Origin of the sequence: Myxococcus sp. AM011, from assembly GCF_013372595.1 — a bacterium.
In the GTDB taxonomy this organism is placed as follows: Bacteria; Myxococcota; Myxococcia; order Myxococcales; family Myxococcaceae; genus Myxococcus; species Myxococcus eversor.
On the sequence record NZ_JABXEM010000040.1, the window covers coordinates 36,247 to 53,827 of the forward strand.

Sequence of the window (17,581 nt, forward strand, 5' to 3'; positions counted from 1 at the left end):
ACGTGACGCCGCATCAAAAAACGCTCCTCGCGGGGGCGGGCGCCCGGCGGTGCGACATGGAGGGAGGCCGGGTTCGCCGCACACCCCCGCGAGAAGCAACCTGCGAAACTCGAAGCCATCCGCTCACGCAGGAGGCGGAGCCCGGCCTGACGGAATGATGAAAGGCGCGGGTGAATCCGGATACTCGACGACACGGACCTGGAGACCGAAGGTGCTCGCGATGAGGTCCGGTCGAAGCACCTGAGCGGGAGCCCCCAGTTCCACCAGCTTGCCGTCCTTGAGGACCGCGATGCGGTGCGCATAACGCGCGGCCAGGTTCAAATCATGAAGCACCGCGAGCACCGCGCCGCCCTGACGTGCGAAGCGCGTTGCTTCCTCCAGGACGAGATGTTGATGCGACAAGTCCAGGCTCGAGGTCGGCTCGTCGAGCAATAGATAGCGATGACCGTGCGCGGGCGCTTCCCAGAGTTGCGCGAGCACGCGCGCGAGCTGCACCCGCTGCCGCTCTCCACCCGAGAGCGAGGTGTACGGCCGCGACGACAGGTGCCGGATGTCCATCACCTCCAGCGCGGCCAGCGCGGCTTCCATGTCCACGCTCCCCTCGCCCCGCGTCGCGTGAGGACTGCGTCCGAGCAGCGCGACCTCCAGGACGGTGAAGCCAAACCCGAGTGACGACTCCTGGGGAAGCACGCCCAGCCGCAACGCCCGCTCCCGGGGTGGCCACTTCAGCAGCGGGCGTCCATCCAGCACCACCTCGCCCACGGTACAGCTCAGCTCTCCGCAGAAAGCCGAGAGCAGCGTGGACTTGCCCGCGCCATTCGGCCCCACCACGGCGAGGACCTCGCCAGGCACCAGCTCCAGCGACACCGGCCCCAGCGCGCATCCCCGGCCACGCCACACCTCGACTCCGCGTGCCTCCAGGCTCATGACAGCCCCTTGCCGCGCGCCAGCATCGAGACGAAGACAGGAACGCCCAGCATGGACGTGAGCGCACCGACGGGGAGCTCCTGGGGCACCGCCCCCGTGCGAGCCAGCACGTCCGCGACGACGAGCAACGCCGAGCCCAGCAAGGCAGAGGCCCCCATCAACCGCCGGTGGTCCGGCCCGAGTGCGAGCCGAAGCAGCGCCGGGACGAGCAACCCCACGAAGCCGATGATGCCCGAGACGGACACCGCCGCGCCGACGCCCAGCGCCGCCGCGAGGATGAGCCGTCGCTTCAGCTTCTCCACGTCCACGCCCAGATGCCACGCCTCGCGCTCTCCCAGGAGCAGCAGGTTGAGCGAGCGTGAATCCCTCAGCAGCAACACCAGCGCGATGAGCAGCGGCACCGTGGACGCCACCACCACGCTCCACGACGCGCCAGCCAGACTGCCCCAGGTCCAGAAGGTGATGGTGCGAAGCTGTGCGTCCGTGGCCATTTGCGTGAGCAGGCCAATCCCCGCCGCCGCGCCCGCGCTCACCGCCACGCCCGCCAGGAGGATGCGCGCCGTCTCCGTGCGTCCACCGCCACCGCCCAGCCGCTGCGCGAGCACCGTGGCGCTCAGCGCGCCCAGGAACGCCGCGCCCGGTACCACGAGCAGACGGAACGGACCCAGCCGCGAGCTGAGGGCCACGTCCATGACGATGGCCGACACGGCGCCCAACGCCGCGCCGCTGGAGGTCCCCAGCAGGCCCGGCTCCACGAGCGGGTTGCGGAACAACGCCTGGAGCGCGGCGCCGCTGGTGGCGAGCACCGCGCCCACCATCACCCCGAGCACCACGCGTGGCAGGCGGATGGACAGCAGCACCGCCTGCTGCGTCGGCTCCAGCCGATAGCCCGTCTCCAGGCCCAGCGCCTCCAGCACACTTCCAAACAGCCCCAGCAGTGGCACCCGGAACGAGCCCACCGAGAGCGACGTGAACGTGGCGACCACGAGCACCGCGCCCAGCACGAGCCACGGGCGAGGACGCCCGCCGGGCACCTTCACCTGCTCCCGTGCCGGGTAGGTCGCGGGAGCGGGAGCCACGTCCGAGGCGCTCATGTCCCGTCCTGCGCCGGAAGCCCCATGCCGTCCTGCAAGCGCTGCACGGCCTGGCCCAGCTTGGGCCCCAGGCTCATGAAGTGGACATCCTCGATGGTGGTCAGCGTCCAGCCCTTCACCTGGGACAGGCCGGGGACCTGCCGAAGCCCCTCCTCACCTCCGACGGCCTGCAACGTGCCGCCGGGAAGCAGGATGATGTCGGGCGCCGCGCCCACCACCGCCTCGGCCGTGAGCGGCCGATGGCCGGTGTAGTCCGTCACGGCATTCACGCCACCCGCCAGCCGGATGAGCTCATCGGTGGCCGTGTCCTTGCCCGCCACCATGAGGGCGTTGGCGCCCCGGGCATACAGCGCGAGGATGCGCTTGGGCTTCGCCTGCTTCGCCGAGGCGGTCCGAGCCGCGGCGCGCCTCAGGTCCGCCTCCAGCTCCGCGACGAGCGCCTCACCCTCGGACACCCGGCCCAGCTTCGTGGCGAGTGTCCGGATGCGCTGCCGTGCCGCATCCAGCGTGGGCTGGTTGGACAACACGACGACGTCCATTCCCGCCGTGCGAAGCTGCTCCAGGACGCCCGGAGGTCCCGCCTCCTCGCTCGCCAGCAGCCACGACGCGCCAAGCGCGAGCAGGGGCTCCGCGGCCAGCGCGCGCTGGTAGCCCACCTTCGGCCGGCTCCGGGCCACGGGCAGCGCCAGGCTGGTGTCGTCGACGCCCACCACCTGCGCGCCCGCGCCAAGCGCGAACACCGTCTCCGTGACAGCGGGCCCCACCGTCACCAGCTTCGGCGCGGCGGCGGCCGGTACCGTCTTCGCCGCGGCGGGTGCCGGAGCTGTCTTCACTGCTTCGGACGCCGGTGCCGTCTTCGCCACGGCGGGTGCCGGTGCCGTCTTCGCTGCTTCGGACGCCGGTGCCGTCTTCGCAGCGGCGGGAGCCCGCGCCATCTTCGGAGCAGCGGGGGCGGCAGGCGCGACGGCCAGCGCGGCCTGCGACATCAGCAACGCCGCCAGGAGCACGGTGACGCGCTTCATGATTCCGCCCCAGTCGCGGGCAGCGCGGCGATCAACTCCTCCATCAGCGCCCGCCATTCGGGCTGCTCGGGGATGCCGGGCTTCCGCTTGCCGAAGAGCAGCGCGATGTTCTCACCGGCCGCGTCAAACAGCTCCAGCGAGGTGACGACGCCATCACGCGTGGGCTTGCGGACAACCCAGGCCGTGTGGATGTGGTCCGTGCGCAGGTGCAGGTTGAAGCTCGGGTCCAACACGTTCATCCACGGGCCCATGGCGCGCACGGTGTGCACCGGGCCGGTGTGAATCTGGATGGCGCCGGGGTTGCCCACGAACACCATGATGGGCTGGCCCGAGGCCGCCACCTTCTCCAGCGTCCACGTCAGGGACGCCGGGGCCACGGGCGTGGTCAGCTCGCTGCCCACCAATCGGAGCGCCTGCGTCCGCGCCACCTTGAAGCGACGCAGGAGCGGGAAGAAGTCATGCGTGTCCTGGAGCCCGCGCCAGCCGGACACCAGGCCCTCCACGTCGATGTCGCCATCCGGCCGGGGAACCTCCGGCGCGGAGGCCGCCTCCACCGGCACCACGCGCGACTGTTCCGCGTGGGTGTAGTCCTCCACCAGGCGGTCGTACGCGCCGACGCCGGACTCGGCCTCCAGGTAGATTTTGTGCACGGCCATGCCCGTGCCGTCGAAGAAGTGCAGGCTGCGCCGCGTGCCCTCCGGACGAGCCTCACGGAACGCGAAGCCGAAGCGCCAGCGCATGAGGAACAGCCTCAGGTCGATGTTCTCGTCCAGCACCAGCGCGACAGCCCCGTTCACCTCGACGTTGCGGTACAGGCCGCGCTTCTCGTGCACGGCGCTCTCGTTGCGCGTGAGCGTCATCACCTTGCCCAGCGACTCCAGGCGAGGCAGCAACGTGTCGAGACGCAGGTCCAACCGGACGACGTCTTCACCCACACCGGTGGCGAGCAACTGCGCCTCGCTCACGCCAAGTTGTTCGGCCGCATCACGGATACGCGTGCGCGGCTGGGCCTCGAGCAGCGACTGCCAGCGCTGACGGAGGGCGGTGGGCTCGGAGGAAGACGCCGTGGGAGCAGGTTGGGAAATCATGGCAGACACCAGGGGAGAGGAGGACTTCGACTTCAGTGAGACACTTCGACAGGGGAACCACTGGGAGAGACGCCATCCTGGAGCGCGCCTCCGGAGACGGGCGCCGTCACCTTCGTCCAGCGCAGCTTGAGCATCGCGGGCGTGCCGGCGTCGTCGTAGTAGGACAGCATCTCCACCTTGAAGTACGCCCTCGAATCGGAGCGCACGACGTACACCTGCGCGCGCGGCGACAGCTTGTGCGTCGTCACGTCGTAGGCGTACCAGCCACCATTGGCCTGGAAGACGGTGTCCGGGTCCGAGCCCTCGTCGGCGCCGTCATCCGCGTCGACCGCGAAGCCGCTCGCGGGCGCCTGCGTGAGCTGGAGGAAGTCCTGCGAGGGCAGCACCGCCACCTCCACGCCGCCCGTGCCATTCACGCCACCTCGCGAGCGGATGCCGAAGCGCTGGAAGGACAAGTCCCACGCGGCGTCCTCGCTCGCGCTCACCTGCAGGCCCGTATCCAAATCCAGGCCCACCCAAGCCTCCTTGCTCGTGGCGTCGACGACCGTGGTGATGGAGCCGTCCGCATTGCCCACGTGGCGCACGTGCGTGCCATTGGCCGGCACCTCGACTTCCGACGGGTCCGGCGTGTTGTCATCGTCATCCCCCGGCGTGGGGACCAGGTCGTCACCACAGGCGGACAGCAGGCCAGTCAGGCACAGGACCGCGGCGGCACGGCCGAAACGGGACACAGAGAAGAAGGGGGGGCGGGACATTCGGGCTCCTTGAGTTTTCGAGAGGGACTCACAGCCGGAACGAGACGCCGGCCTGGAAGGTGCGAGGCGGAATGGGCAGGTCCGTGGGGTTGCCCGCGTCCGCGAGGTTGGAGCCCAGCACGAAGAACTGGAGCGACTCACGCGCCCTCCAAGCGATTCGGGCATCCACCGTGACATAGGCATCGGACTGGTAGGGATTGGCGACACCGTCACCGTCCGTATCCGGATAGAAGGGCCGCTTGCCGACGAGCGCCGCGCGGACCCACGTCTCCAGACCCCACTCGCGGTGACGCCACGTGGCCTGCGCGGTGAGCCGATGAAGCGCCTGGCCTTCCAGCGCCCGGTCCAGTTCCTCGTCGTGTCCGTCAGTGAGCGTGTAGGCCACCTCGCCGGACAGGCGCCACGGGAAGCGCTGACGCAGGCCCAGCTCGCCGCCCCTCACGCGCGCACGCGCCACGTTGGTGTACGTGAAGAGCTGCTGCGCCCCACCCTGCTCCAGCGTGGAGGCAATCATGTCGCGCAGCGAGTGCTGATACGCGCTCACCCAGAGGAGTGACGCATCCGACGGCCGAACTTCCGTGGACAGGCTGAAGCTGCGCGAGCGCTCCGGCTTCAGGTCCGGGTTGCCGCGCACCACGTAGCCGACGGTGGGGTTCTCGAAGTCGATCAGCAGCTCCTGGAAGCCCGGCGCCCGGAAGCCCCAGCCGTAGCTGCCGCGCACGGTGAGCCACGACAAGGGGTCAATCTTCGCCGCGAGCCGAGGCGTGACGGCCGTGCCGAATTGCGTGTCCACATCCACGCGCGCGCCCGGAACGACGACGAGCTTGGGCCCCGTCGCGAGCGTCCAGCTGTCCTGCGCGTACAGCGACGCACGGCCCCGGTCTCCCCCGCCCGTCTCCAGCCGGTCCGCGACCAGCCACTCGCCCAGGAACTCCGCGCCGACGACGAACGCATGTCGCTCGCCCACGCGCGCGTCGAGCTGCGTGCCCAGTCGACCCTGCTGCTCGCGCGTGTCCTCCACCGTGTCCAGCGCGGAGGCGCGCCGCTGGTCTCTCAGGTAGCGGCGCTGGAAGTGGGTATAGGAGCCCTCCACCCGCAGCGTCGCGTCGCCGTTCAACTTCCACGACGGCGCCAGCCGCGAGGTGATGGACGTGTCGCGGCTCGCCCGGTCGAACACCGCGCCCGCGACGCCCATGTCCACGCCGCGCTGGGTGCGCCGCGAGAAGCCGGCGGAGCCCTCCATCGACAGCGGCCCTTCGCCCTTCAGGTCTCCACTGGCGGAGACGTCGAAGCCCTCCAGGCTGCTGCCCGTGGTGCCCACGTCGGCGGTGTCCAGGTCGTAGGAGGCGCGGCGCTGAAGGCCACCGCTGAGACGAAGGCCCCAGCCGTCGCCCCGCGCCTCGCCCGTCGCGTCCAGGTCCAGCCGCTCCAGCGCGCCATAGGCCGCGCGCAGCTCGCCACCGAGCGGCTTGCGCGCCCGGCGCGTGATGAAGTTCACCACGCCGCCCACCGCGTCACTGCCGTAGAGCACCGACGACGGGCCCTTGACGATCTCCACCTGCTCCACGTCCTCGAGCGACAAGCGCGACAGGTCCACGCTGCCCGCGACACGACCCGCGACGCGCTCTCCGTCCACCAGCACCAGCACGTACTCGGGACCCAGGCCCTGCACCTGGAGCGACGCTCCGGCGAAGGTCTGCACCACTTCCAATCCGGGATGCGCGGCGAGCAACTCCGACGCGTCCCGGGCGCCGCTCGCGACGATGTCCGCGCGGGTGATGACCTCGGTGGCCACGGGCGTCTCGCCCAGGCGCTCCTGCGTGCGCGACGCCGTCACCACCGTGCGCGCCACCGGGACGTCATCCTGCTCGGCGGATGTCGAAGATGCCGAGGTCGTCGAGGCCCCTGGACCCGCGACGACCTCGGCCTGCTTCGACACTTTCTCCTCGGCCTCGGAGTCGCTCGACGCGGCGGAGACGGGCTCCTCCGGGACGGCTTCACGCGAGACCTCGGAACCGCTCGTCATGGAGGAGTCGGACTCCGCCGCGACGGGCACAGCTTCATTCGTGGACGCATTCGACGAAGGAGCTGGCTGCTCCGCCTGGGGCGACGCGCGGCCCCACGCCACATCAGGGGCGGCACACGCCAGCACGAGGAGACACCAACTCCCACGCATTCCACGTCCTCCAACTCATGGCCGATAGGACTCCCTCTGACGGAGTCCCCGCGGGGCACTGGGCTCGAGGGCCTCTGGCCTCAGTCAACTCTCGACACACCCCGGGCCTTGTCCCGCCCAGGCACTCCCACCCGCTCAGCCGCGTGCGGCCGTCGCGCTCGCACCACCCGGCGGCCGCTCCAGCGGCACCACCCGCGTGCGGTGGCAACGACGGCACTTCAGCTCCACACCCTCCGGCACCAACCTCGCCAGCAGACTTCCGCACAGACACCGCAACTCGCCCGCTTCACCGCCCTGCTGGCATCCGTCGCGCATCACCACTCCGCTGTCTGAAACGCGACGGACGATATTGATACTCATTATCAAAGTCAAACGATTCAGACGAACAGTGTCCTAGGGTGTACAGGGTGGCCAGGAAGCGGACTGTCAGTGGACTTTGAGGCGGACGACGGCTTCACGCGGGACGCGGGGCTTGGGCGTCACCATGCGCGCGATGCCGTAATAGAGCTGGTCCTCGGTGTAGACCTTGCGCACACGTCGGTGCGTCCCCGGGACGTAGGCGGGGCCCGGGCGCTCCAGCCACTGGAGGACGCGCACCTCGCCGGTGAGGGCCAGGGCGGAGAGCAGCTCCGGAGGGCACATCTTGAGGTAGCGACGCACGAGCGGGCGCAGCTTCCGGGCGAAGTCCTTGCCGAGCACGGCGTGGCGCCGGCCCGAGTGCAGGGTGCCGTCGAAGCGGCGCGACAGGTGGAAGAGCTCGTGCAGCACCGTCTCCAGGCGGGCCTGGGCGGTGGAGCCCCTGAAGAAGAGGGGCCGCAGGGTGATGCAGTACAGCATGCGCCGGCCGCGGATGCGGATGACGGGCTTGCGGCGCCCGGTGCGGTCCGTGGACTTGCCGCCCCGGAAGCACAGCGGCTTCACGGTGCCGCGAGAGGCACGGCGCGCCTCACCCGCGACCACCAGGATGCGGCCCGCCTTCACGTGGGCGAACTCCGGCAGCTTCGTCGCGATGTCCCGGATGAGGGAGCGGACCGTCTTGTTGAAGTTGGGGCGGCGTCGGACCACGAGTGGTGGACAGTCTAGCGGAAAAGCCCTTGGGGGCGGCTTCCGGGGTGCACACAATGTCTAGCGTGATGCGCTCGACTTCGCCCGTCGTCCAGCTTGCCGCACTGCTCCTGGTGGGGATGGGGTGTGCCTCGTCCCCCACCCGGCCGGCTGGTTCCGCCACCCTCACCGCTCAGGACACGTCCGTGGTGTCGCAGGGGCTGACAGAGGCCACCCTGCGCTACAGCGCCCAGGTGGCCAGCGCCGCGCCCGGCGTGGTGGAGCGCGTCGACTACGAGCTCGTCTCGGAGGGGAAGGTGCTGAAGAAGGGCACCCTGAAATTGGAGACGCGGCTTACGCCGGGCACTCCCGGGGACGTGTCTTTCGAAGAGCGCGCGGCCTACGTGCAGAGCGCGGAGGACCTGGCGCGGCTGAGCGCGCAGGGCGGCACGGTGCTCCTGGCGTTGCGCGGGGTGCTGGTGGTGCGCACGGGCGACGCCGAGGAGCAGGTGCCCTTCGCCGCGAGTCGCGCGGTGCGCGTGCCCCGGCTTCCCACCATCGTCGTGGAGGAGCTGGACGGGGCGCGCTACTCCGCCGAGGAGGTGCAGTTGAACCTCCGGCTGGGCATCCGGAACCCCAACCCGTTCCCGCTGAAGCTCAGCGGGCTGACGTGGCAGATGGCGGTGGCGGGCAAGGCGCTGGACAGTGGGACGCTGGCGCAGTCGGACAGCGTGGATGCGTCCGCCACGGGGGTGTACCCGGTGGAGGTGGCGGTGACGAAGGACTCGTGGGGGCCGGAGGTGAAGGCGCTCATCTCCCGGGGGGTCCTGCCCTACGGGGTGACGGGAGAGCTGACCGGTCCACTGATGCGGGTGCCGTATTCACTCTCGGGCGAGGTGAAGCTGAACGTGTCCCGGTAGAGTGCGCGGTGCGTGCCCATCTACCTGTTGAGTGACGAGCACCCGGAGCTGTTCCCGCCTCCGGAGCGCGCTGACAAGAGCGGAGTGCTGGCCGTGGGCGGGGACCTGAGCCCCGAACGGCTGCTGGCCGCGTACTCGCGCGGCATCTTCCCGTGGTTCAGCGAGGGAGACCCCATCCTCTGGCACTCGCCGGACCCTCGCTTCGTGCTGACGCCGGACTCGCTGCATGTGGGCCGCAGCCTGCGCAAGGCGATGGCCCGGGGCGAGTACGAGGTTCGCTACGACACGGCCTTCGCGCGCGTCATCACCGAGTGTGGCCGCGTGACGCGTCCCGGGCAGAACGGGACGTGGATTACAGACGAGATGCTGGAGGCGTACGTCGAGCTGCACGAGCGGGGCTTCGCGCACTCGGTGGAGGCGTGGCAGGGCGGCGAGTTGAAGGGCGGCCTGTACGGCGTGTCACTGGGCGCGGCGTTCTTCGGTGAGAGCATGTTCGCGCTCGCGCCGGACGCGTCGAAGGTGGCCTTCGTGTCGTCGGTGGAGCGCTTCAAGGAGTGGGGCTTCCAACTCGTGGACTGCCAGGTGGAGACCGAGCACCTGGCGAGGTTTGGCGCGGAGTCATGGCCGAGGAAGCGCTTCCTCACCGCGCTCCACAAGGCCCTGCGCGAGCCGACCCGGCAGGGGAAGTGGACGGAAGCCCCCGCGCGGTGAAGGGCGCTCGGACTCAGCGCTTCACCTTGCACGGAGACAGCGTGCGCCGGGTGAGAATCAAATCCTCCTCCGTCGGACTCCCGTAACGCACCGCCTTCGGAGCGGCCTTCGGCTTCGCGGCCTCGTGCATGTAGAGCGAACCGAGGTCCCGACTGAGCACGAACCTCAGCCCCGAGCTGTCATGCAGGCCTCCGAAGAACTGCGTGCCCCCATTGCGCAGCAGCGCCGGGGTGAGCGAGCCAGGCGGACGGAAGAGCAGCAACGAGAGGTCCTCGGTGGGCCAGTCGCACGGGTCCTTCTTCCCCTTGCGCTCCATCCACGACACCGTGAAGTCGCCCACCGTGGTGGTGTCATCCCAGCTCGTGCCGATGCGCTCCCACAGCCGCAGGCACTCCGGCGACTCGCAGTCGCGCACGGGGATGAACTCCAGCACATCGGGCGGCAGGCCCTCTCCGTCCTTGCCCGTCTCGCGCTCGGTGGGCCTGCGCAGCTTGCACCCCGTGGGCTCATCCTTCTGCCGCAGCGCCACCGGCGTACCGGACAGGCGCCCGGGCGGCAGCACGTCGCAGTCCACTTCAATCTCCGCCATGAGGAACGTCTTGCGGTCCGCGTCCGTCGCCCCCATCCGCGCCGCCCACCAGTGGACGGGCAGCGCGCGACAGGCCGGCGCGTCCGCCTTGCCGAACACCCACAGCGGGATGGTCGGGTCCGGTGCGCCGTACCTCCGCGCCTCCTCCTCCGGCACCCGCTTCACACCCGAGCGCTCCCGCTCACGGCCCTTGAAGAAGGTGTCCTTCGACTCGGGGATGATGGCCTGGTGCACCAGCCAGCCCGAACCCTCCATGCCTATCTGCGCGCGCGGCGTGAAGGGCACCAGGTCCGGGCGCTTCGGACAACCCCGCTCCGGCTCCGTGGGCGCGGTGAGTGACGCCTCACCATCATCGAACTGGGCGCTCGCCCCCAGCGGCGCGAGCAGCGTCAGGCCCAACACCAGTGAAGTCGACCGCATCGAGAATCGCATCGGCTCCTCCAGAAGACCCCGGCGACATGACGCACCCGCACGTCACGGCCGGTCCGGATACTTCGCGCCGTCATACCTCATGCCGGCCTCCTCACGGCACACCCTGAAACGTCCCCGGCGTCGACCCTTCCCACGCGGACACGTGCTCCGCGCACACGACAGGCGAAGAGCCCGCCGTCGCGATATGAACACGTCGGCGTCCCACCGACGCGGACACACCCCACTCTCCTCAGGATGAGCTCCATGCGTGCCCTGTTGATGCTGGCCGCGGTGACCCTGGCCCTGACGGCCTGCAGCGACGACAAGCCACCACCGACTCCGGAGCCCTCGGGCGGGGCGGACGAGGGCGACTGGAAGGACACGGGCGCCTTCGCGGCGTGCACGGTCGACACGGCCTCCAATACCTGCGGAAGCGTGACCAGCTTCGGCACGAGCGGCTGTAGACCCGGAGAGCTCGCGACGCTGGAACTGGAGGGCGTCTACACCCTGCACGTCCGCGCGAGGAACCCGCGCTACGGAAACACCTACAGCTTCTCGTCCCAGTCCATGCGGCTGGCCTCCACCGGCACCCAGTACGCCGGAGGCCTGACGCTGGACGCGCGACAGGTGGGCGCGGGCGGCAACGTCTACATCTCGGGCTCTCGCACGGAAGGAACGAATGGCGTCCGTCGCCGCTCGTTCCTTGGCTGCCAGTCGCCCGAGACCGACCGGTTGCAAGGCTGCTACGTGGAATGTCTCAACGGACGCGTGGAGGGTGAGGGCACCTTCGACGCGGTGAAGGTCACCGCCCGCGTGGACGAGCCGGAGTCCTCCGGCATGGAGCGGGTGTCCGAGACGGCCGTGGCACCCGGCCTGCCCGTCGACGTGTACATCGCGCATGGACACGCCTACGTCGTCGCGCTCGGCGGCGGCCTCTTCGTCTACGACGTGAGCAATCCGAGCCAGCCCGTGCTGACGGAGCACATCCAGCGCACCAATGACACGTACTGGAACGGCGTCTGGGCCCATGGCAACGCGCTCTACGTGGCCAGCGGCGTGCGCGGCGTCATCGTCTTCGACCTGACCGACCCCGCTCACCCCGTGGAGGTGTTCTCCACGGGCACCCGCACCAACGTGCACACCGTGTTCGTGTACGAGAACACGCTGTTCGCCGCGTCGCCCGCGCCCACTGGAGAGGTGCTCGTCTACGACGTCACCCAGCCTTTGTCTCCGGAGCTGACAGGCGCCTTCCAGGCCGCGGGCTTCGACGCCGCGAGCTCCTACGGGCCGCACGACATGTTCGCCTTCGAGGGGCGGCTCTACGTCAACTTCTGGCGCGCCGGCTACGTCATCGGCGAGCTGAACCCGAGCGGGACGCCCCGTCAGCTCGGCTCCTACCGCTACGCGCACTCCACCAGCCACGCCAACGCCGTCGCGCGCTATGGCGAGCGGCTCATCGCCTTCGAGGGGGGCGAGGACTGGGGCGCGCACCTGCGCGTGCTCGACGTGACGGACCCGGCCTCGGTGAAGCTCATCGGCGAGCACCGGATGCGCGACTACGTCTCCATCCACAACATGGTGCTGTCCGGGACGAAGCTCTACGTCGCCTGGTACCACGAGGGCGTGCGCGTGCTGGACGTCTCCACCCCGGAGAGCCCGCGCGAGATGGCCCACTACAACACCTTCCGGCCGGACGACGCGGGACGAGGCGAGAGCTTCTACGACGGCGCCATCGGCATCCGAGTGCCGGGCGATGGCTTCATCTACACGGTGGACACGTCGCGCGGACTCCTCATCCTGCGCGAGACGACGCCCTAGCCTCCGCGCTTCTTGCGCGGCGCCTTCTTCGGAGGCGGAGAGAGGATCTCCACCTCCACCGGCGGCTCCACCTGGACGGCGGGGCCCGCGTCCGGCACGGCGGCGGGAGGTTCCGGGGCCTTCAGCTCCACCCGGTCCTCCAGCGGCACGCGGCCCACGGAGCGGCGGAACAGCTCCCACAGTGAGCGGCGCCAGTCCTCGCGGCTCGCGGTGCCCGTCACCACCAGGCCCGCGCCGCTGTAGCTCGCCTCCAACCCCAGCGGCTGGAGCGCCGAGACGACCGAGGCGAGCTGCTCCTGGAGCGCCGGCACGTCGAAGGTCAGCTCCAACTCCCGCGCCACGTAAGCGTCCGTGCGCAGCACCTCCAGCAGCGCGGCGCGACACGCGGCGTCCTTCACCGTGGCCGTGAGCGAGCGCTCCGCGCCCTGCGTGGCCTTCACGTCCGGACACGCCTTGCGCGCGGAGGCCAGCTTGGGCGCCACGTCCTCCGCGGGCGGATTTCCCACCGTGAGGCGCCACACCGCGAAGCGCCCCTCCGCGAACAGGAGGAGGAGCGTGCGCCCTTCCTTCTGACCGGTGAGCAACAGTTCGTTGGTGCCCGGGAGCACCTCCGCGCTGGCGATGGAGGCGTCCTCCACCTCCACCCATTCCACGGCCGCCAGCTTCTGGAAGCGCTCCTTGCCCGCCTCCAGCGGGAGGACCATGTCCACCGGCCACGCGCCAGCGACGGCGGGCACGAGGAGGGCCAGGAGTGCTCCAAGGGAATACACGCGAGCGGGCATCGGGGCTCCAGCGGGGTGGAACGGACCCTTAGCACGGGTTAAGAACGGGCCTCTATGCCTACCTGGGCCCTCTGGGTCGCCTGCCTGGCGCTGTGCTTCGTCAGGTCTCTGGTCGCCGCGGCGGAGTCCGCGCTTTACGGAACCTCCGACCTGCGCGCCCAGGAGTTGGCGGAGCAGCATCCCGGCGCGTCGAGCCGCCGCGTCCTGCGCCACAAGACGGAGCGCGAGGCCACCGCCACCGCGCTGCGCCTGGGCACGCTGCTGAGCGGCTTCCTCGCCGCGGCCATCGGCGCCTTCGTCCCGCCGCGCATGCTGGATTTGACGCGCTACGGTGAGGCCGCCTGGTTGCCGGTGGCCACCGTCGCCGCGGGCGCGCTGTTCGTCGGCGTGCTGGCCAGCCTCATGGAAGTCACCATGCGCGGGCTCGCCAACGCCAACCCGGAGCGTTGGGCGATGCGGTTGTCCGGCGTCGTGTCGCTGCTGGTGACGGTGCTGTATCCGCCCATGCGCTTCGTGCTGGGGGTGCTCAACCTGGTGGCGCGCACGTTCGGCCGCACGCTGCGCTTCGAGCCCCCGCCTCCGCCGCTGGAGGAGTTGGAGAAGCTCCTGGCCGCGCAGGCGGCGAAGAACGAGGTCGACAAGAGCGCCCCGCAGCTCATCCGCTCCATCTTCGAGCTGTCCGACAAGCGCTGCCGTGACGTCATGGTGCCGCGCACGGAAGTCGTCACGGTGGACAGCACCATCTCCTCCGAGGACCTGCTGCGACTCCTGGCCGAGGAGAACCACTCGCGCATCCCCGTGTACCGGGACGACGTGGACCACATCATCGGTGTGTTGCACGCGCGCGACATCATCCCGCTGCTCCAGCACCCGGAGCTCATCGTCCTGCAGGACATCATCCGCCCGGCGCACTTCGTGCCGTGGATGAAGCCCATCGGCGACCTGCTGCGCGACATGCAGAAGCGCAAGATTCACATGGCCATCGTCGTCGACGAGTACGGCGGCTTCATGGGAATCGTCACGCTGGAGGACATCCTGCGCGAAATCGTCGGCGACATCGGCGACGAGTTCGAGGTGGAGGAGAAGCAGGTGGAGAAGATGGCCGACGGCAGCTTCATGGTGGACGCCGCCATGGAGGTGGACCGCTTCACCCAGGCCTTCGGCTTCCCGCTGCCCGAGGGCGACTTCGACACGCTGGGCGGCTACCTGTCATCGCTGGCGGGACACCTGCCCGACGTGGGCGAGCGCTTCACGTACAACGGCTGGCAGTTCGTCGTGTCCAACAAGGAAGGCGCCCGCATCGACCGCGTGCGCATGTCCCGCCTCAAGAGCGCCACGCCCGGCAAGGAGCCCCGCGCCAAGGAGACTCGCGCGGAGTCCTCGGCCGCCAAGTCCTGAGCGGCACGGCCCGCGCGCTTCAGTCGCCCGCGCTGTCGAGCGGCGGCACATGCGTCAGCTTCTGCGAGCCCTGCACCCGGAAGGGCGCGCGCCGCTCCGTGCGCCCGAAGCGCAGCACCACGCCACCGCGCACGCGCACCGGCACCGCCGCATCTCCGGTGACGGCGGTGACGCGCTCGGCGGCCAGCGGGAAGAGCACGCGCAGCGGAGCATTCCCATCGGGAGGCAGCGCCGCGTCTACATGCTGCTGCCCCGCGGCGACTCGCCGTCCGTCCACCCACAGCTCGAAGTCCACCGACGTGAGCGTGGCCGCGTCCGACGACGGGTTCTTCACCTGAAGCCCCACGTCGAGCACGCCCGAGCCGTCCGCATGGAAGTCCACGCTCAGCGACTCGACCCGCACCGCGTCGTCATACGCGCGCGGCTGGAAGGGCACCGCGCCCAGGCACCCGGAGCCCACCAGGGCGGCACCCATCAGCACCGTCAACAGCTCGCGACGCGCGCGCATCAGCCGCCCAGCAGGGGCTGGAGTGCCTCCACCGTGAGGGGCCAACCCGCTCGACGGGACAGCGCCTCCAGCGCCTTGATGAACTCCGCCGCCGTCTGGAAGCGCCGCACCCGGTCCGCGAACAGCGCCTTGCGCACCACCTGCACCGCGTAGTCCGGCAGGTCCGACGTCACCGACGACAAGAGCGGCACCCGCCCGTCGCGCACCCGGTGCATCAGGTCCGACTCGTTGTCCCCGGTGTGCAGCCGCCGGCTGGCGAACAACTCCCACAGGATGACGCCCACCGCGTACAGGTCCGTGCGCGAATCCACCGCCTGCCCCAGCACCTGCTCGGGGCTCATGTACGGCAGCGTGCCGCGCAGCGCCCCCGCGTCACCGCGCATCATCCCTTCCACTTCCGCCACGCCGAAGTCCGTCACCTTCACGTCTCCGTTGATGCCCAGCAGCACGTTGGCCGGATTCACGTCGCGGTGGACGATGGTGGCGCCGTTCTCCCCCACCTTCGCCCGATGGATGTAGTCGAGCGCCTTGAGCATGCACCAGGCGATGTAGCAGGCGGACTCGGGCGGCATCGCCGCGCCGGCCTTGAGCAACAGCTCCTGCATGTAGCCGAGCGTCCGGCCACTCACGAGCTCCTGCACCATCAGGTAGTCCGGCCCCGCCTTGAACAGGCGGAACGTCCGGACGATGTGCGCATGTCTCAAGCGCACCGTCAGCTTCGCCTCGTCGACGAAGGCCTTCACATAGGCCGTGTCGCTGCGAAACGACGGATGCAGTCGTTTGATGACGACTTCGTCTGGCTCGCCGGGCGACCTCTGCGTCGTGGACCGGGCTCTCGCCTGGTACACCTCCGCCATGCCGCCGACAGCCAACCGGCCGACTACCTCATAACCACCCAGGTCCGGAGCTTCCGCCACGGCACAAGCCTACTGCGATTTTCTATCCGCACCCATTATTCAGCCACGAGACCTGAATACAGGCTCTCGTACCGGGTGGCGGACGCGTCCCAGGAAAAGTCCTTCTCCATGCCCCGTCGCCTGAAATCCGCGAGTCGGGGCGGGTCCGCGTAGAGGGAGAGGGCCCGGCGGAAGGCGGCCAGGAGGGCGGCCCGGTGGAAGGCCTCGAAGAGGATTCCGTTGCCGTCCAGCCCTCCCTCCACCGTATCCACCAGCCCGCCGGTGGCCCGGACGATGGGCACCGTCCCGTAACGCAGGGAGTACATCTGATTCAGGCCGCACGGCTCATACCGGCTGGGCATGAGGAAGAAGTCCGCCCCCGCCTCCACCAGATGTGACAGCGCCGGGTCGAACCCCAGGTGCACGGAGACCTGTTTCGGGTAACGGGCCTGCAACGCGCGCATCCCCTCCTCCAGCGGGCCCTCGCCGCTGCCCACGCCCACGAAGCGGATATCCGCCTGGAGCGCGGAGGGCAGCGCCTCCAGGAGCAGGTCCATGCCCTTCTGCCACGCCAGCCGGCTGACGATGGCGAACACCGGCGCGTCGCCCGCCGGCAGCCCGAAGCGCTGGAGCAGCTCGCGCTTGCACACCGCCTTGCCCTCCAGCTCCCGGGGCGTGAAGCGCGCGGGGAGGAACGGGTCCGTGGCCGGGTTCCACTCGTCGGTGTCCACGCCGTTGAGGATGCCGTGCAGCCGGTGGGCGCGGCGGCGCAGGAGGCCGTCCAGGCCATAGCCCTGCTCGGGCGTCTGGATTTCACGCGCGTACGTGGGCGACACCGTGGTGAGCGCGTCGGCGAAGACCAGGCCCCCCTTGAGCAGGTTGACCGTGTCGTAGAACTCCAGCCCCCCCTCGGAGGTGAACAAGTCCCACGGCAAGCCGAGGTCCGCCATCGCGTCCTTGGGGAACTGGCCCTGGTACGCGAGGTTGTGGATGGTGAACACGCTCTTGGCGCGGCCCAGCGCGGTGGCCTGGAAGCCGCGGCGCAGCGCCACCGGGACGAGCCCCGTCTGCCAGTCGTTCGCGTGGATGATGTCCGGCGCGAAACCCACCCGCTGGGCGGCCTGGAGCGCGCCCACGGACAGATAGGCGAAGCGCCGGGGGTTGTCGCCGAACTCGCCCGACGCATCGCCGTACAGGCCCTGGCGGTTGCCGAAGAAGTACTCGTTCTCCAGGAAGAGGACCTCCAGCCGCTCCGACACCCACGCGGAGAGGATGGGGCCGCCCTGCTCTCCAAAGGGGAAGCGAAGCTGGAGCGACTGCCCCGTGGGCGACAGCCGCCCGGCGTCCCGTAGGTCACGGTAACGCGGGGTGACGACCTTGACGTCATGGCCCAGGGCGGCGAGCGCGACGGGCAGCGCCCCCGCCACGTCCCCCAGCCCACC

17 protein-coding genes are annotated in these 17,581 nt (G+C 70.0%); 4 read left to right on the forward strand and 13 right to left on the reverse strand.

The window, feature by feature from the left end; translation table 11 throughout:
* Positions 1-123: 123 nt before the first annotated feature.
* The 8 genes from HUW62_RS11125 to HUW62_RS11160 form a co-directional block, all read right to left on the reverse strand.
* Entirely contained in the window at positions 124-927 is an 804-nt protein-coding gene (locus tag HUW62_RS11125; protein ID WP_176434403.1) for a heme ABC transporter ATP-binding protein, read from the reverse strand.
* Positions 924-2,021: an iron ABC transporter permease gene (locus HUW62_RS11130; protein ID WP_176434404.1), complete on the reverse strand. Its 1,098-nt coding sequence runs from the start codon at positions 2,019-2,021 to the stop codon at positions 924-926. The genes HUW62_RS11125 and HUW62_RS11130 overlap by 4 nt, the downstream gene beginning before the upstream one ends.
* Positions 2,018-3,043 (reverse strand): hemin ABC transporter substrate-binding protein, encoded by a 1,026-nt coding sequence (locus tag HUW62_RS11135; RefSeq protein WP_255203364.1) that lies wholly within the window; start codon positions 3,041-3,043, stop codon positions 2,018-2,020. Before HUW62_RS11135 ends, HUW62_RS11130 begins: the two co-directional genes overlap by 4 nt.
* Complete coding sequence (locus HUW62_RS11140) at positions 3,040-4,131, reverse strand: hemin-degrading factor (RefSeq protein WP_217911258.1); 1,092 nt, start codon at positions 4,129-4,131, stop codon at positions 3,040-3,042. The genes HUW62_RS11135 and HUW62_RS11140 overlap by 4 nt, the downstream gene beginning before the upstream one ends.
* Before the next feature lie 32 nt (positions 4,132-4,163).
* Positions 4,164-4,886: an HmuY family protein gene (locus HUW62_RS11145; protein ID WP_176434405.1), complete on the reverse strand. Its 723-nt coding sequence runs from the start codon at positions 4,884-4,886 to the stop codon at positions 4,164-4,166.
* A 28-nt stretch (positions 4,887-4,914) separates the two neighbouring features.
* Entirely contained in the window at positions 4,915-6,912 is a 1,998-nt protein-coding gene (locus HUW62_RS11150) for a TonB-dependent siderophore receptor (protein WP_176434406.1), read from the reverse strand.
* A 285-nt stretch (positions 6,913-7,197) separates the two neighbouring features.
* A complete protein-coding gene (locus tag HUW62_RS11155) occupies positions 7,198-7,422 on the reverse strand; it encodes a hypothetical protein (protein WP_255203365.1) in 225 nt (74 codons plus the stop codon).
* A gap of 66 nt (positions 7,423-7,488) precedes the next feature.
* Positions 7,489-8,127 (reverse strand): hypothetical protein, encoded by a 639-nt coding sequence (locus tag HUW62_RS11160; protein ID WP_163866473.1) that lies wholly within the window; start codon positions 8,125-8,127, stop codon positions 7,489-7,491.
* Positions 8,128-8,183: 56 nt separating this feature from the next.
* Here HUW62_RS11160 and HUW62_RS11165 point away from each other — a divergent pair, with 56 nt between their 5' ends.
* Together HUW62_RS11165 and aat are read left to right on the forward strand one after the other, a co-directional pair.
* On the forward strand, positions 8,184-9,026 hold the full coding sequence (locus tag HUW62_RS11165) for an LEA type 2 family protein (protein WP_176434407.1): 843 nt from the start codon (positions 8,184-8,186) through the stop codon (positions 9,024-9,026).
* A gap of 12 nt (positions 9,027-9,038) precedes the next feature.
* On the forward strand, positions 9,039-9,737 hold the full coding sequence (aat, locus tag HUW62_RS11170) for a leucyl/phenylalanyl-tRNA--protein transferase (RefSeq protein WP_163866471.1): 699 nt from the start codon (positions 9,039-9,041) through the stop codon (positions 9,735-9,737).
* A gap of 13 nt (positions 9,738-9,750) precedes the next feature.
* Here the strand turns inward: aat and HUW62_RS11175 are convergent, their stop codons facing one another.
* Positions 9,751-10,746, reverse strand: coding sequence for a hypothetical protein (locus tag HUW62_RS11175; protein ID WP_240356445.1), 996 nt, complete (start codon positions 10,744-10,746; stop codon positions 9,751-9,753).
* A gap of 255 nt (positions 10,747-11,001) precedes the next feature.
* On the opposite strand from HUW62_RS11175, the gene HUW62_RS11180 reads away from it, so the two are divergent.
* A complete protein-coding gene (locus tag HUW62_RS11180) occupies positions 11,002-12,555 on the forward strand; it encodes an LVIVD repeat-containing protein (protein ID WP_255203366.1) in 1,554 nt (517 codons plus the stop codon).
* On the opposite strand, the gene HUW62_RS11185 is transcribed toward HUW62_RS11180, so the two are convergent.
* The gene (locus HUW62_RS11185) at positions 12,552-13,337 is read right to left on the reverse strand and encodes a pilus assembly protein N-terminal domain-containing protein (RefSeq protein ID WP_176434409.1); all 786 of its coding nucleotides are present in this window, start codon (positions 13,335-13,337) and stop codon (positions 12,552-12,554) included. The two genes, HUW62_RS11180 and HUW62_RS11185, sit on opposite strands and share 4 nt — an antisense overlap.
* Before the next feature lie 54 nt (positions 13,338-13,391).
* On the opposite strand from HUW62_RS11185, the gene HUW62_RS11190 reads away from it, so the two are divergent.
* Positions 13,392-14,735 (forward strand): hemolysin family protein, encoded by a 1,344-nt coding sequence (locus HUW62_RS11190; RefSeq protein WP_163866467.1) that lies wholly within the window; start codon positions 13,392-13,394, stop codon positions 14,733-14,735.
* A 19-nt stretch (positions 14,736-14,754) separates the two neighbouring features.
* On the opposite strand, the gene HUW62_RS11195 is transcribed toward HUW62_RS11190, so the two are convergent.
* From HUW62_RS11195 to glgA, 3 genes are all read right to left on the reverse strand, one after another.
* Complete coding sequence (locus tag HUW62_RS11195; RefSeq protein WP_163866466.1) at positions 14,755-15,243, reverse strand: LEA type 2 family protein; 489 nt, start codon at positions 15,241-15,243, stop codon at positions 14,755-14,757.
* Complete coding sequence (locus tag HUW62_RS11200; RefSeq protein ID WP_163866465.1) at positions 15,243-16,160, reverse strand: serine/threonine-protein kinase; 918 nt, start codon at positions 16,158-16,160, stop codon at positions 15,243-15,245. The genes HUW62_RS11195 and HUW62_RS11200 overlap by 1 nt, the downstream gene beginning before the upstream one ends.
* A gap of 35 nt (positions 16,161-16,195) precedes the next feature.
* A partial coding sequence (gene glgA, locus HUW62_RS11205; RefSeq protein WP_176434410.1) for a glycogen synthase GlgA occupies positions 16,196-17,581 on the reverse strand: 1,386 nt, incomplete at its 5' end.